Source organism: Arthrobacter globiformis (genome assembly GCF_003261175.1).
GTDB classification, from domain to species: domain Bacteria; phylum Actinomycetota; class Actinomycetes; order Actinomycetales; family Micrococcaceae; genus Arthrobacter; species Arthrobacter globiformis_A.
This window is the reverse complement of record NZ_QLNP01000098.1, coordinates 41,167-55,760: the sequence shown is the minus strand read 5'-3', so window position 1 is coordinate 55,760 and position 14,594 is coordinate 41,167. Positions and strand designations below refer to the sequence as shown.

General features: G+C 65.3%; 12 protein-coding genes. 6 read left to right on the top strand and 6 right to left on the bottom strand.

All coding sequences use genetic code 11. The annotated features are described in order from the left end of the window. Positions 1-287 precede the first annotated feature (287 nt). The 3 genes from DBZ45_RS16830 to DBZ45_RS16820 all read left to right on the top strand — a co-directional run bounded on the left by DBZ45_RS16830 (position 288) and on the right by DBZ45_RS16820 (position 3,968). Entirely contained in the window at positions 288-1,649 is a 1,362-nt protein-coding gene (locus DBZ45_RS16830) for an MFS transporter (protein WP_111905022.1), read from the top strand. A gap of 34 nt (positions 1,650-1,683) precedes the next feature. Then, positions 1,684-2,940: an aminopeptidase P family protein gene (locus tag DBZ45_RS16825; protein ID WP_111905021.1), complete on the top strand. Its 1,257-nt coding sequence runs from the start codon at positions 1,684-1,686 to the stop codon at positions 2,938-2,940. A gap of 173 nt (positions 2,941-3,113) precedes the next feature. Continuing rightward, positions 3,114-3,968 carry an IclR family transcriptional regulator gene (locus DBZ45_RS16820; protein WP_111905301.1) on the top strand — a complete coding sequence of 285 codons (855 nt, stop codon included), beginning with the start codon at positions 3,114-3,116 and terminating at the stop codon, positions 3,966-3,968. 87 nt (positions 3,969-4,055) lie between these two features. Here the strand turns inward: DBZ45_RS16820 and DBZ45_RS16815 are convergent, their stop codons facing one another. Then, on the bottom strand, positions 4,056-4,358 hold the full coding sequence (locus tag DBZ45_RS16815; RefSeq protein WP_111905020.1) for a helix-turn-helix domain-containing protein: 303 nt from the start codon (positions 4,356-4,358) through the stop codon (positions 4,056-4,058). A 66-nt stretch (positions 4,359-4,424) separates the two neighbouring features. On the opposite strand from DBZ45_RS16815, the gene map reads away from it, so the two are divergent. Then, positions 4,425-5,201 (top strand): type I methionyl aminopeptidase, encoded by a 777-nt coding sequence (map, locus tag DBZ45_RS16810; RefSeq protein ID WP_111905019.1) that lies wholly within the window; start codon positions 4,425-4,427, stop codon positions 5,199-5,201. Between the two features lie 7 nt (positions 5,202-5,208). Here the strand turns inward: map and DBZ45_RS16805 are convergent, their stop codons facing one another. Both DBZ45_RS16805 and DBZ45_RS16800 read right to left on the bottom strand, forming a co-directional pair. Next, positions 5,209-5,655: a nucleoside deaminase gene (locus tag DBZ45_RS16805; RefSeq protein WP_111905018.1), complete on the bottom strand. Its 447-nt coding sequence runs from the start codon at positions 5,653-5,655 to the stop codon at positions 5,209-5,211. 115 nt (positions 5,656-5,770) lie between these two features. Continuing rightward, entirely contained in the window at positions 5,771-7,417 is a 1,647-nt protein-coding gene (locus DBZ45_RS16800) for a M23 family metallopeptidase (RefSeq protein ID WP_223257130.1), read from the bottom strand. Between the two features lie 396 nt (positions 7,418-7,813). On the opposite strand from DBZ45_RS16800, the gene DBZ45_RS16795 reads away from it, so the two are divergent. After that, the gene (locus DBZ45_RS16795; RefSeq protein ID WP_111905016.1) at positions 7,814-11,059 is read left to right on the top strand and encodes a bifunctional cytochrome P450/NADPH--P450 reductase; all 3,246 of its coding nucleotides are present in this window, start codon (positions 7,814-7,816) and stop codon (positions 11,057-11,059) included. A gap of 169 nt (positions 11,060-11,228) precedes the next feature. Here the strand turns inward: DBZ45_RS16795 and DBZ45_RS16790 are convergent, their stop codons facing one another. From DBZ45_RS16790 to DBZ45_RS16780, 3 genes are read right to left on the bottom strand one after another with little or no spacing between them, the layout of a single operon-like run. Beyond that, complete coding sequence (locus DBZ45_RS16790) at positions 11,229-12,212, bottom strand: hypothetical protein (protein ID WP_111905015.1); 984 nt, start codon at positions 12,210-12,212, stop codon at positions 11,229-11,231. Continuing rightward, complete coding sequence (locus DBZ45_RS16785) at positions 12,205-13,434, bottom strand: sensor histidine kinase (protein WP_111905014.1); 1,230 nt, start codon at positions 13,432-13,434, stop codon at positions 12,205-12,207. The genes DBZ45_RS16790 and DBZ45_RS16785 overlap by 8 nt, the downstream gene beginning before the upstream one ends. 13 nt (positions 13,435-13,447) lie before the next feature. Further along, the gene (locus tag DBZ45_RS16780; RefSeq protein ID WP_111905013.1) at positions 13,448-14,032 is read right to left on the bottom strand and encodes a helix-turn-helix transcriptional regulator; all 585 of its coding nucleotides are present in this window, start codon (positions 14,030-14,032) and stop codon (positions 13,448-13,450) included. Positions 14,033-14,337: 305 nt separating this feature from the next. On the opposite strand from DBZ45_RS16780, the gene DBZ45_RS16775 reads away from it, so the two are divergent. Then, positions 14,338-14,580 (top strand): hypothetical protein, encoded by a 243-nt coding sequence (locus tag DBZ45_RS16775; RefSeq protein WP_223257129.1) that lies wholly within the window; start codon positions 14,338-14,340, stop codon positions 14,578-14,580. Positions 14,581-14,594: the final 14 nt, after the last annotated feature.

Below are 14,594 nucleotides of genomic sequence, written 5' to 3'. Positions count from 1 at the left end.
TCCTACACCCGGAGCAGACGCTCGAGGCCGCCCTCATCCTGAAGAATTGGCATCCGACGAACGGTGCGGACGCGCTCATCTCGATTCGCCTACTGCGGCTGAAATCACAACAGTGTTGCACCCACAGCAACGCCGCCTGGCCAGTTCGAGGACGCAATCAGATGGACCAGTCAATGGCCGAACCCCGAAAGGTACAACAAAATACCCATTGACGGGCGAGCTGTGTCACGCCTACTCTGGTGCAACAGCGTTGCAACAGAAGCAACCCCAAGTTTATTGGTGGACACATGGAACACCCGATAACCCAACCGGCCGGAGCAGCAGAGCCGCTGACCAGCCAGCCCAACAGCAGCACAGCCCACACCGGCGACGACGTCAGCAAGGACACCCGACGCCGGGTCATCACCGCGAGCTTCATCGGCAACTTTGTCGAGTGGTTCGACTACGCCGTCTACGGCTACCTGGCCGGCATCATCTCCGCTGTCTTCTTCCCTGAAGCAGACCGCCAGACAGCGCTCCTGGCAACCTTCGGCGTCTTCGCCGTCTCCTTCTTCGTTCGGCCCCTGGGCGGCTTCTTCTGGGGCCACATCGGCGACCGGCTCGGACGGCGGAAAGCACTGTCGCTTTCGATCGTCATCATGTCCGTGGCCACGTTCTGCATTGCCCTGATCCCCGGCTACGGCACCATCGGCCTGCTGGCGCCGGTCCTGCTCCTGCTGGTCCGCGTCGTCCAGGGGTTCTCCGCCTCGGGCGAGTACGCAGGCGCCTCCGCCTTCCTGGTGGAGTATGCACCGGCACATCGCCGCGGACTCTATGCCGCCGTCGTACCCGCAAGCACCGCGGCGGGCCTGCTCCTCGGCAGCCTGCTGGCCGCACTGCTCACGTCAGTCCTCAGCGAATCCCAGCTGCACGACTGGGGATGGCGCCTGCCGTTCCTGCTCGCCGCGCCCATGGGCCTCATCGGCCGGTACATCCGGACCAAGCTCGAGGACACCCCCGCCTTCCGCGCCCTCGCCCAAGAGGACCACGGGACCAAAAAACCCGCCAGGGACATGTTCCGGAACAACCGGAAGCAGCTCATCATCGCCACCGGCGCGGTGCTGCTGAACGCCGTGGGCTTCTACGTCATCCTCAGCTACATGCCCACCTACCTCTCCGAGGAACTGGGCTTCGGCGCCAGCGAATCCTTCCTGGCCACCACCATCGCGCTGGCCAGCTACATTGGCTTCATCTTCCTCACCGGCATCGCCTCGGACAGGTTCGGCCGCAAACGGATGCTGATCACCGCCTCCGTGCTGTTCATGCTGCTGACCGTGCCGGCTTTCATGCTCCTGGACACCGGCAACTTCCTGGTGATCGTCCTGGTCCAGATCCTCCTGGGCGGCATGCTCACCCTCAACGACGGCACACTCCCCAGCTTCCTGGCCGAACTCTTCCCCACGAAGACCCGATACACCGGCTTCGCCGTCAGCTTCAACCTCTCCAACGCCCTGTTCGGCGGCACGGCCCCGTTCATGGCCACCCTCCTCATCGGCCTCACGCACAACAAGCTGGCCCCCGGCTGGTACCTCGTGGCCGCCTCCCTGGTTTCCCTCATCGCAGTGCTGTTCGCCGCGGAGACTTCCAAGAAGCCCCTGCAGCAGCACTGACAACACCCACCCAAGAAAGAAAAGGAAAAACCGCATGACTATCACCGAGAACGACGCTGTCAACGACGTCGCCAAGCTCGAGCGCCTCAAGGTCCTCAACAACGGCGAGAAGGTCGCCCTGACTTTCTCAAATGAAGAGTTCGAGCGCCGACTCGCAGGCCTGCGCAGCATCATGGTGGAGAAGGACCTGGACGCCGTCGTCCTGACCAGCTACCACTCGATCAAGTACTACTCCGACTTCCTGTTCACCTACTTCGGCCGCTCCTACGCCATGGTGGTCACCAAGGAGGACACAGTCACCGTCACCGCAAACATCGACGCCGGGATGCCCTGGCGCCGCAGCTACGGCGAAAACCTGGTGTACACGGACTGGCGCCGGGACAACTACATCCACGCCATCCAGGAAATCCTGCGCACCCGCGGCATCAACGTCCGCCGGCTCGGCGTCGAGGACGACTCCCTGCCGTTGGACAGCCGCAACAAGATCCAGGCCGCCTTCGCCTCCGCCACCTTGGTGGACGTGGCCCAGGCCGCCATGCGCCAGCGCATGATCAAGTCCGCCGAGGAAATCGAGGTCATCAAGCACGGTGCCCGGATCGGCGATCTGGGCGGCGAGGCCATCCGCAACGCCATCACGGCCGGCATCACCGAGTACGAGGTGGCCCTCATCGGCACCGAGGCCATGGTGCACGAGATCGCCCGCACCTTCCCCAACTCCGAGATCCGCGACACCTGGGTCTGGTTCCAGTCCGGCATCAACACCGACGGCGCGCACAACTGGGCCACTACCCGCAAGATCCAGGAACACGACATCCTGTCCCTGAACTGCTTTCCGATGACCTCCGGCTACTACACGGCCCTGGAGCGGACGCTGTTCTACGGCGAACCGGATGCCCGCTCCCTCGAGCTGTGGAACATCAACGTGGAGGTCCACCGCCGCGGCCTGGAACTCATCAAGCCCGGCGCCGTCTGCAAGGATATCGCCGCGGAGCTGAACGAGATCTACGTGTCCCACGGCCTGCTCGCCAACCGCACCTTCGGCTACGGCCACTCCTTCGGCGTCCTCAGCCACTACTACGGCCGCGAAGCCGGACTCGAGCTCCGCGAGGACATCGACACTGTGCTCGAGCCGGGCATGGTGGTCTCCATGGAACCGATGATCACGGTCCTCGATGGCCAGCCGGGCGCCGGCGGCTACCGCGAGCACGACATCCTGGTGGTGGGCGAGGACGGCGCCGAAAACATCACCAAGTTCCCCTTCGGCCCTGAGCACAACATCATCAGCGCCTGACACCCGGGCAACTGGGGCATGCCCTCCTCCGCCGTCCGTTGCCAGCAAGGCTTTCGTTTTGGCAGCCTTGGGTTAAGTACGACGACGGCGGGCGGCCGGGAGGGCATGCCCGCCCCCGCTTCCGCGTGGCAAATGGACCGGAAGCACAACAGCGAAGAAATATAGTGAACACCATGACTCCCCCGGCAACACCCGCGAACCCCGCCCCCGCAAGCGGCGGCCCCGAAGGCAAAGACGCAGGCAACGGAGATGCCCGCGGTGCCTCGGTGATCGTCAACGCCATCGCCGTGCTGCGCAGCTTCACCGCCGACGAGCCCATGCTCGGCGTCACCGAGATCGCCAGCCGCGTGGGCCTGCACAAGAGCACCGTGTCCCGGATCCTCGCCACGTTCGAGCAGGAACACCTGGTGGAGCGGGACCCGGACACGCGGCGCTTCCGGCTGGGCCTGGGCCTCATCGCGGTGGCCGGGCCGTTGCTGGCCGAGCTCGAGGAGCGCCGGGTGGCCTATCCGGTGTTGCGGGAGCTGACCGAACGCACCGGTGAGACCAGCGCGCTCATGGTGTGGAACGGCACCGAGTCCATGTGCGTGGAACAGATCGCCAGCCGGCAGCAGGTCAAGCACACAGCCCCGCTCGGTGCCCGCTACAACACCGCGCTCAGCGCCTCGGTCCAGATTTTCCTCGCCGCCGAACAGCCCGAGCGTGTGAGTGCCCTGCTCCGGAGCGGCAACATCACCCTGCCCGGGCTGGACGACCAGTCCCTTGACGCGTACGTGCAGCGGCTCGAGGAAGTCAGCACGCGCGGCTGGGCCATCAACTATGGCGAGACGTCCATCGAGGAAGTGGGGATCGCAGCCCCCGTGTACGACCACCGCGGCGATATCGTGGCTTCGGTCCTCATTCCGGCCCCCAAGTTCCGGGTCTCCCCGGACACCCTGCAAAGCCTCGGCGAGGCCTGCGCCGCAGCAGCCCGGCAGGTCACGCAACGCCTGGGCGGCGCGGCGCCCAAGGAGCGCAGAAGCGCGTAGCTGCCGCATCGCATGGGCGCCCCGCCCCCCACCGAGGCGGAGGCAGCACCTTGTCGAGGGCTGCCGTGGAGTTGCGGGATTGCGGGCCTACGAAGCCAACCGCTCACTTGCGTTGCGCCCGGAGCCCGCTGGTTCAACACCGGGTTCGGGCTGGTTCATCGCGGCCCACACGGCGTCGAGTGAAAGCCCCAGGACGTCCGCGATCGCAGCGATCGTCTGGAAGGCAGGGGTCGCTACCCTGCCAGACTCAATCTTGCGGAGGGTCTCCGGTGAGACACGGGCATCGAGCGCGGTCTCCAGCATCGAGCGCCCTCCCCTGGCACGACGCAACAGGGCACCGAGACGCTGTCCGCGTTCGACTTCTTCGGATGTGAGCGGCAACCTGACCATGGCTCCAATACTAATACCGGGATAATATGGCCGGTATAGTTATTGGTAGACGAGAAGGGCCGCCGCATGATCGAGATCCTCAACCCCGCCGAACTGGCCCGAGCAAAAGAGTCCGGCGCCTTGGTCGCTGACATTCTGCACACGCTGAAGAGCCGCAGCGCGGTGGGCACGAACCTCCTGGAGATCGACCGCTGGACCCAGGACATGATCCGCGAGGCTGGAGCGGAGTCCTGCTACGTCGACTACGCGCCTTCCTTCGGACGCGGGCCGTTTGGCCACTACATCTGCACGGGTGTCAACGACGCCGTGCTCCACGGGCTGCCACGCGACTACACGCTTGCCGACGGCGATTTGCTGACGCTCGACCTCGCCGTCTCCAAACACGGAGTCGCAGCAGACGCCGCCATCAGCTTCATCGTGGGTGAATCAAAGCCCGCGGAAAGCGTCGCGATGATCGACGCGACCGAACGCGCGCTGAGCGCAGGGATAGCAGCCGCCGGACCCGGGGCCCGCATCGGCGACATTTCCTATGCAATCGGCTCGGTCCTCGGCGAGGCGGGGTACCCCATCAACACCGAGTTCGGCGGTCATGGCATCGGATCAACCATGCACCAGGACCCGCACGTTCCAAATACCGGGCGACCCGGCCGCGGATACAAACTGCGGCCAGGGCTGTTGCTCGCGCTCGAGCCGTGGGTCATGGCGGACACGGCCCAGCTCGTCACTGATGCCGACGGGTGGACGCTCCGAAGTGCGACGGGCTGTCGGACGGCTCACAGCGAGCACACGATCGCCATCACGAACGACGGGGCCGAAATCCTCACCCTGCCGAGGGGCAACTAGCCTGGTCCTACTCGGCGATGTCCTCTGCCCACAGGTCCGGGTTGTTGTCCTGAAAGGTGCGCATCATGTCCACGCAGCGCTGATCGTCCAGGACCAGCACCTCAACGCCACGTGATCGCAGAAGCTCGAATTCGCCGTCGAACGTGCGCCCTTCACCCACCACCACGCGGGGAATCTTGAACTGGATAATGGTCCCGGTGCACATGGCGCACGGGGCGAGGGTGGTGTAGAGCGTGGTGTCCCGGTAGCTCGTCTGCCGGCCGGCCGCGCGAAGTGCTGACATTTCGCCGTGCGCGATCGGATCCCCGTTCTGGACCCGTTCGTTGTGTCCGCTCGCGATGACCACGCCGTCGCGGGCGAGGGCTGCTCCGATGGGGATGCCGCCTTCGCGGAGGCTTTTTTGGGCGGCTTGGTAGGCGGCTTCGAAAGCGGTGTGGTGCTGTTCGTGGGTCATGCGGTCATTTTCGCAGGTGCAAGACCAGCGCCAAGTGTCCGACCCACCGATAGCTCGGCTTCATCAGGTCAACCTTCTTGGCGCGGTCTTGCCACCCGCTCGGAGCTGCACTGGTTTAAGGTGCCGGAGCCGCCACAGGAGCCGGAGCATCAGCGGGTGCCGGAGCGGGCTCAACCACCGGAGCCGGCTCAACGACAGGAGCCGGCACAACCACTGGAGCCGGCACAACCACAGGAACCGACACGACGACCGGCGCAGGAGCCGGAACGGCCACGGGAACCGGCGCGACAACCGGAGCGGGATCAACCGCAGGAGCTGGCACGACGACCGGCGCCGGAGCTGGCACAACAACTGGAGCAGGCGCCGGCACGACGACGGGAGCAGGAGCAGGAGCAACCACAGGAGCCGGCACAACAACTGGGGCCGGAGCCGGAGTAACCACAGGAGCTGGCGTTGCCGGCTTGGGCGCGACAACCGGTGCCGGAACCGGCTTGGGCGCGACAACAGGTGCCGGGACCGGCTTGGCGGGCTTGGGCTTGGGCGCGACGACCGTCGGTGCGGGAACCGGCTTTGCCGGCTTGGGCTTAGGCGCGACCACCTTCGGTGCCGGAACCGGCCTTGCTGGCTTGGGCTTGGGCTTGGGCGCGGCCACCTTCGGTGCGGGAACCGGCGTTACCGGCTTAGGCGAGGCCACCCACTGCGCCGGACCCGCGGCCCACGAGTATGAAGGCTGCGCTGCGGAAACAGACGCGGCGGCAGCAGAGGAAGACCTAGCCGCTGAAACGGCAACGGCAGGCGATTCATGCCCTTCGACTGGCGCTGCGCGGCGGGCGCTGGCCTCCACCGGAACAGCCCAGGAGGCAGTCTCCGCAGCGGTGCCGGCCTTCCCGTAGTCGGTCATCTTGACGTTGGCAACGGGCCCCGAATGACGCAGCCGCAGCAGAGTCCAGTTGTCGGGGTCGGTGTGTTTGCCGTTCAGAATCGTTTCGAAGTGCAGGTGGCATCCGGTTGATGACCCCGTGGTTCCGACCTTGGCGATAAGTTGCCCCACCTGGACCGATTGGCCCTTCTTCACACCGATGCCCTCAAGGTGGTTGTAGGTGGTGATCAGGCCGTTGCCGTGGTCGATTTCCACCCTGTTGCCGCCGCCCCACGGATGCCACCCCACGGTCCGCACCACGCCGGAATCCGCAGCATACACGCGCGTTCCGCAGGCGGCGGAGAAGTCCTGGCCCCAGTGAAACTCACCTACGGAACCGGTGATGGGACTCGTCCGCAGACCGAAGTGCGAGGTGGGGGTAAGGACCTCCAACGGTGCCATCAGAGTTCCTGCCGCGGGGCGTTTCACCTTGCTTGATGCAGCATGGAGTTTCTGGCTCACCGGCTTTGCCGCGGTGAAGACCACCGTACGGCTGTAGGACACATACGCATCCGCCGAGGCCGACACGGCACCGGCGGTTGAGACGAAGGCGCCTGAAACGGAGCCCTCCCCAGCCGAAGCAACTGCAGCCGAGGCCAGCGTGACCGAACCGAGGGGCACGCCGACTGAGGCGTCACCGTGCACGCCTGCCGCCACCTGCCCGGAGGACACACCGGACGAAAGAACTGGGCCAGCGCCCTGGAATCCAAAAGCGTAGACCGCCAGGAATGCCGCGCCTGCGCCTATCCGGACGGCACGGCTCAGAACGGGACGGCCCAGAACGGCATGACGTAGGTCCTGAGGCGTGCGCCGGACAGCGGCAGGTGCCAGATGCTTTGACATTAGATCTCCCCATAAAAGGCCGCCGGATGCTGGAGGATGGCGGCATGCTCCTACCATGGGAGCATGCCGGGCAGGCCAACGAAACCGATTCGCCCGCACATGTGGATAAGCTCAGAAGATCTTGACCGGGCCTTTCCTTAACTGCGCAAATCTTCAGCTGAGGTTGAGAATCCCGGCTGCCTCCAGCAACGAAACCGGCCCTAGAAAATACCCGTAGTCCCCGGCATCCAACGGGAGTATCCTAGGTCGAGCCCGGCCCGTGACGCCCGGCCAGCCCCGCCAAAGCTCCGGCAAAAAGCCCCCGCCAAGAGCCAGCAAGCACCGGCGCCCCTCCCGGCAAACAGAAACCAACAAACTAGTGCACAAGTGTCAATGCAGACCGCCTAGGAGGGCACCATGCCTGCGCCCGGCAACCCCAGCAACCCCACCCAAAGCAGCAACAGCAACCGCACCCCGATCCCCCAGCCGCCGCCAAAGCCCCTGGTAGGCAACCTGCCCGATATCGACGCCAGCCAGGGAGTCATGGGCCTGATGGAAGTCGCCGAGGAGTACGGCCCCATCGTCCGCATCCAGGTTTTCAACCGCAGCATGATCGCCGTTTCCTCCCAGGAGCTCGTCAACGAGATCTGCGATGAGACCCGCTTCGGCAAGGTGCTCGGCATCTCCCTGCGCCAGGTCCGCGAATTCATCGGCGACGGACTGTTCACTGCCGAAACCGAGGAACCCAACTGGCAAAAGGCGCACCGCATCCTGATGCCCGCCTTCGGACCGAAAGCCCTGACCAAGATGTTCGCCGGCATGGACGACATCCTCGAGCAGCTCTTGCTCAAGTGGGAGCGGTTGGGCCCCGCGGCAAGGATCGACGTTGCGGACAATGCCACCCGACTGACCCTGGACACCATTGCCCTGTGCTCGTTCAGCTACCGCTTCAACAGCCTCTACCGGGATGAGATGCACCCCTTCATCGGGGCCATGGTCCGAGCCCTGAGCGAGTCCCGGGACAGGTCCACCCGGCTTCCAGTGCAGAACAAGCTCATGATCCGCAAGCGGCACCAGCTCGAGGAGGACAACGCGCTGATGCTCGAGGTGGCCGAGCAGCTCATCAGCGACCGGCGGCGCAACCCGAACCCGCCGGGCAGCGAGGACATCCTGGACACCATGCTGAATGCGGCGGACCCGGTGACCGGCGAGCGCCTGCCCGAGGACAATGTCCGCAACCAGATGGTCACCTTCCTGGTGGCCGGACACGAGACCACCAGCGGCCTGATCACCTTCATGATGTACGAGCTGCTGCGGCATCCGGAGGTGCTGAGAAAGGCCCGCGCGGTGGTGGACGAGGTGCTGGGCACCGAAGCAGCCCGGTTTGAGCACCTGCCCAAGCTGGGGTACCTGGACCAGATCCTCAAGGAAACGCTCCGGCTGTGGCCCACCGCCCCGGCGTTCAACGTGGCGCCCTACGAGGACACCGTGATCGGGGGGCAGTACGAGATCTCCAAGGGCCAGACCCTTATGGTGCTGATCCCGCAGCTGCACCGGGACAAGTCGGCGTGGGGCGAGGACGCCGAGCTCTTCAACCCGGACCGGTTCTCCCCCGAGCGCGTCGAGTCCATTCCGGCCAACGCGTGGAAGCCGTTCGGCAATGGCCAGCGCTCCTGCATCGGCCGCGGGTTTGCCCTGCAGGAGGCCCAGCTGTTCCTGGCCAAGGCCCTGCAGCGCTTCGACATCACTGCCGCGGATCCGAACTATGAGCTGCACATCAAGCACACCCTCACCATGAAGCCGGAAGGGCTGTACATCCACGTCCGACGCCGGAACGTCCGGATCGACGCAGCGGCAAGTGCCGCCGTCGGACAGGCAGACGGAGGACAGGAAAGCGGCCGACCGCAAAGGACGGCGGAGGCGCTGGCAGTTGCCACCGCCAACGGCGTTCCGGTGCGCGTCCTGTACGGGTCCAACGCGGGCACGTCCCAGGACTTCGCGCAGCGGATAGCGAACGACGCCGGGCGGCGGGGCTACAGCCCCACCATCGCCCCGCTGGACGCGGCGGCCGGCGGGCTTCCCACGGTGGGGCTGGTCGCCGTCGTGGCCTCCTCCTACGAGGGGATGCCGCCGGACAACGCCAAGAAATTCATGACCTGGACCGAGAGCCTGCAGCCGGGCAGCCTCACCGGTGTGCGGTACACGGTGTTCGGCAACGGCAACCGGGACTGGGCCCGGACGTACCAGGAGGTGCCCAAGGCCATCGACGCGCGGCTCGAGGCGGCCGGCGCCGAGCGGATCTACGAACGCGGCGAGGCCAATGCCCGCGGCGACTTCTTCGGTGATTTCGAGGAGTGGTACGCCGGGTTCTGGCCGGCGGTGGACGGCGCCCTCGGCCAGCGGACCAGTGCGCCCACCGGCAAGCCGCAACTGGAGGTCCAGTTCGTGGGCAACGTCCGGGACACGTTCCTGCGGCAAAACGATCTGGCCGTGGGCACCGTCGTCGCGAACCGGGAACTGGTGGACCTGACCAAGCCGGATGCGCGGTCCAAACGGCACGTGGAGATCGCGCTGCCGGAGGGCATGAGCTACCGGGCAGGCGACTACTTGGCAGTACTGCCGCTGAACCCCAGCGACCTCGTGCAGCGGGCGCTCACGCGATTCAGCCTGGACTACGATTCCCACGTGGTGCTGGCCATGGAGCACGGGGACACGTTCCTGCCCACCGGCACGCCCGTGGCCGTGGGCGAGCTGCTGAGCAGCTACGTGGAACTCGCGGTTCCTGCCACGCGGCCGCTACTGGAGCAGCTGGCCGAGGTGGCAGCTGACCCGGCCCAGCGTGCTGAGCTGCGGGCGCTCGCGCAGGACCGGGAGCGGCATGCGGCGGAGATCGTGGACAAGCGCGTCTCGCTGCTGGACCTGCTGGAGATGTACCCGTCGTGCCAGCTGCCTCTCACGTCGTTCCTGCAGCTGCTCACCCAGCTGACGCCGCGGCGGTACTCCATCTCGTCGTCGCCGCTCTGGAGCCCTGACCACGCGACGCTGACGTTCGCCGTCATCCAGGCCCCGGCGTGGTCCGGACGCGGCACCTTCGAGGGGGCGGCTTCCACGTACCTGGCCCAGGCGCGGCCGGGATCACGGGTGGCTGTGACGGTGCGGCCGTCGAACGCGGCCTTCCACCCGCCGGAGTCCCTGGCCATGCCGGTCATCATGGTGTGCGCCGGGACCGGCCTGGCGCCGTTCCGCGGCTTCGTGCAGGACCGGGCTCTGCGGGCCCAGGCCGAAGACATCCAGCCGGCGAAGTCCCTGCTGTTCTTCGGCTGCCGGGCACCGGACACCGACTTCCTCTACCGTACGGAGCTGGAGTCCTGGGCGGAGCAGGCCAACCTGGACCTGCGGCCGGTGTTTTCCAAGGAGCCGACCGACGGGCAAAGATACGTCCAGCACCGGCTGTGGGCGGACCGGGCGGACGTCAAGGAACTGGTCCAGCAGGGAGCCACGGTGTTCGTCTGCGGCGACGGGAAGAACATGGCGCCGGAGGTCCGCGAAACCTGCGAGCACATTTACCAGGAGGCCACCGGCGCTTCCGAAGCGGATGCTGATGCCTGGATGGACGAGGTGGAGCGCACGCACGGCCGGTACGTGGCGGACATCTTCACGTAGGAGGTGTCCCCTCCTGCTCAGGCCTGCTGCGACGATCCCCCAAAAAGCCGTCGCAGCAGGCCCTGCCCAAACGCTATCGATATTCCGGGTAGCGTTGCGCCGCTGCGACGCCCGTTTCAGTGAATTGTCACCACAACTGGTGACGGCGGATTCAGGCGCCCTCCTTGGGTTACCGTTCCCTGATCTCCACGTAGACCTCATCCTGATGCGCCGACTCATCGTAGGCGAGGATGGTTACGGCCGTCTTCGACCCGGAAGGGAGTGCCCGTCCCCGTACGAATCCCCCGCCGGCATTCTCCAGTGAGGTGCACAGCAGCGCAGACGCTTCACTCAGTACAGCGGCGGAAAGTTCTGTCTCCCGGTCATCCAGAATGTCCACCTTGACCCCACGCGCCCGTGCATTCCGGGCAGCTCGAAGCACTTCCGGTGTTGCCAGAGCGCGGCCCCTGATCTGGTCGCGGAGCTGGGCTTCCAAGAGGGCGCAGTCCTGGCGATCCTGCTCCGACAGCGAACCACTTGCGATGAGTTCCAGTGAGGGACGGGCGAGACGGTCAAGCTCTTGGGTCCACTGGGTTTGCGCCAGCCGCTGCGCTTCTTCGCGGGCCAAACGGAGGGCCGCCTCCGTCTCCTGACTGGTGTATGTCCGGGCCTGGTCAACGCAGCGACGCAGTACCTTGCTCACCGCGGTTGCAATGCCGATCCACATCAGCGGGGTGACCACCAACGCGAGCGCGTCCACAACGCTCAGCCGGTGAAGCATCGAGCCACTGAAGTCCAAAATGGCGAACAAGCTGATGCCCAGCCAGGCCAGTGCCACCCTGTTCCTCATGGCGACGGTCACCATCAGCATCTCGATGGCTCCGCAATGCCATGCAGCGTAACCGGGATGAACATCTGACGGGAGCGCGGTCATGACCAGCAGGTCCATCAGAACAACGCCGAAAACGGCCATTACCGCATGAAACCGTGGCAGGGTCCTGCCCTTGCCTGGCCACGTAACGACGGCCATTAGCACGAGGCAGATTGCCATGGCGGCCAGTGCATTCCAGATTGAGGTCACCGTGCCCAGGTTGGCCAGGCCGAGCAGAATGTGGGCCGCGGGGAATGGCAGGCCGAGGGCCAGAATGAGCGGCCGGGTAATGGCGTTATCCATGATCCGCGGGCATCCTCCACGTGAGGCGGACATGGGTTCCGCCGGCCGGGCTCGACGCGATCCGGGCTTCGCCGCCTGCCTCGCGCATCCTTTGGATAATGGACACCCGGACGCCCATCCGCTCCTGTGGAAGCGCGCCTGTGTCGAATCCTGGTCCGCCGTCAGTGATGTCAATTGCCACTTCCGGGCCCGCGGCAGCCGGCCCCCGCCGGCATGTGATCTTCACTTCCGCCGGCGCAGCGGGCGCGTGGAGGAAACTGTTTCTTACGGCTTCGGTGGCTGCCTGGATGAGTGCACGCGCGGCGCCCAACGGAATAGCCCACTGGGTTTCGGGTTCCGCAAGATCTGGATGTGACCTGATGCTGGGCCCGTACCGGGCTGTGGCTGCGCGGAGCCGACTAACGAGTTCGTCCTCACCGACGAATGCACTGTCCACGTTCGGTTCCCCGGCCAGGGTTGCCAGGTCGGACAGGGCGTCCACGGCGGCTTTCTGCGCGGCATCCACCACCTCGGGAGAACGGGCTTGCCCCGCCACAATGAGCGTTGCCATCACCGTATCGTGGATCAGCGCGTCCAGCCTGGATCTTTCAACCCTGATGGCCTCAGCGCGGGCAGCGGCAGCGAAGCTGGCAACGGCCGCAACCGATGCCCGGTCCGAAGCTGAGGCTGCCCTGCGCAGCGCCGTGATCGGCGCGATGATGACCACGGCCAAAGCAGCGGTCAGGAGCGCGTCTTGAACGGCATCGGTCCCCACCTGAGTGTTACCAGCCGTCGCCAGCGGCACCAACACAATCAGGACGCAGAACACAGTTCCATAGACGACTGCAGCCCCGACGCTGTACGCAATGGCGGCCAAGGCGATGCCAACACCGGCTACACCCCAGGACCAGGGCCTTGACCCAATCTGGCTGCCGTCGCCGAGAAGCCCCATGAACCACAAGAGATAGCTTGAGATCATCAAAGTAGCGGCAACTCCGGCAGCGATCCGAAGCCACACGAGCGATCTCCGGACGAGCATCGTCCACAGTATTGCGGCCGGGATCCCCGCCATGAAGACCAGATCCCACCACAGGTTGTGCAACGGTATTTGGGCCACGACAGCGGGCAGTGACAGGCAGTAGAGCACCAGCGCGAAGATGCTGGTGGAGCGGCCAAGGACGAAATCGATGCTGGCCCGGGAAATGGGGCCTGCGCCACCACCCGTTCGGGCGTTTATCCGCACCGTGACTCCATGCTCACAACCGTTCCGGGGGAAGGACGCCGTCCTCCACAGCCCGGTGGTAGAGCTCCAGCTTGGTGGCGGCCGGCCTCTCAGCAGCGGCGTACTTCTCGCGGATACGCTTGATATTCGTTCCTACCGTATTGGAAGAAACGTTCATTCTTGACGCGATCTGCGTCCGCGTGAAACCTGCGGCGTACAACCCCAACGTCTCGCGTTCCCTGTCACTCAACGCCACGACGAATTCGGCATCTCCGTCGATGGCTGCCGCCAAGTCCTGGTTGTCGATGGTCGCCCCGTCCGCCACCTGGCGCACGAGGTTCAGCGTGTCTCGGATGTCATCGGACTTCCTTGATACACCGGAGGCGCCGGCCGCGAGCGCCTCCCTAAGAGCGTCCGATCGGTCACCGACGCTGAAGACCAAAACGGGATACCCGGCCTGCACAATCCTGCGCACGTTGTCCCCTGGACGGGATCCGTCGGCCAGGGACATGTCCAAAGCCACCACATCGAACATCCCGTTGGAGCCAGCCAACAGTGAGCTAACCGTGTCCGCGAGCCTCACCGCAACGACCGGGACCTCCGCAGTTTTTGCCTCCACCGACGCTGCGGCCGCGAACCCAATGCGGACAGCTTCGTGATCGTCAACCCGACCCTGACAACACGACGATCCATCCACTCCCCCAAGGTCAAACTAGGAACCACCATCGGCATGCCGAGTAGCGGCTTTCAGATCAACCTATATGCAGTCAACGGATCATTCCTGATGATGTCGCGAATGGGTTTGCAGATGACGCGATGCAGGAATCTCGGTGATGATGCGGAGGCAGCAGGGTCGAGGGGACGCGGATGTACAGTTGTGCTGGCAGCAGGTTCCGCAGCGTCCAATACCGAGAAATCCGGGGTATGAGTGTGAACGAGTACGAGGCGTCGCTGATCATCAGGGCCGGAGCGGAGCTGCTGCGCGTGGCTTCGTCTGATCCCCGCTCCGAGGAAGGCTACGAGGCCGTCAAGGCCAATATCTCGGAGGCTTTGGAAGGTATAGCGGAAGCCCTAGCGAACTTTGAGGCTAGTTCGGGAGCACCCAGCCGTTCAACAGGCTGGGTTCAGGACCTGCACCGTGTGGCGGACGACATCGTGCAGAGGTAGTAGGCCACCGCCGT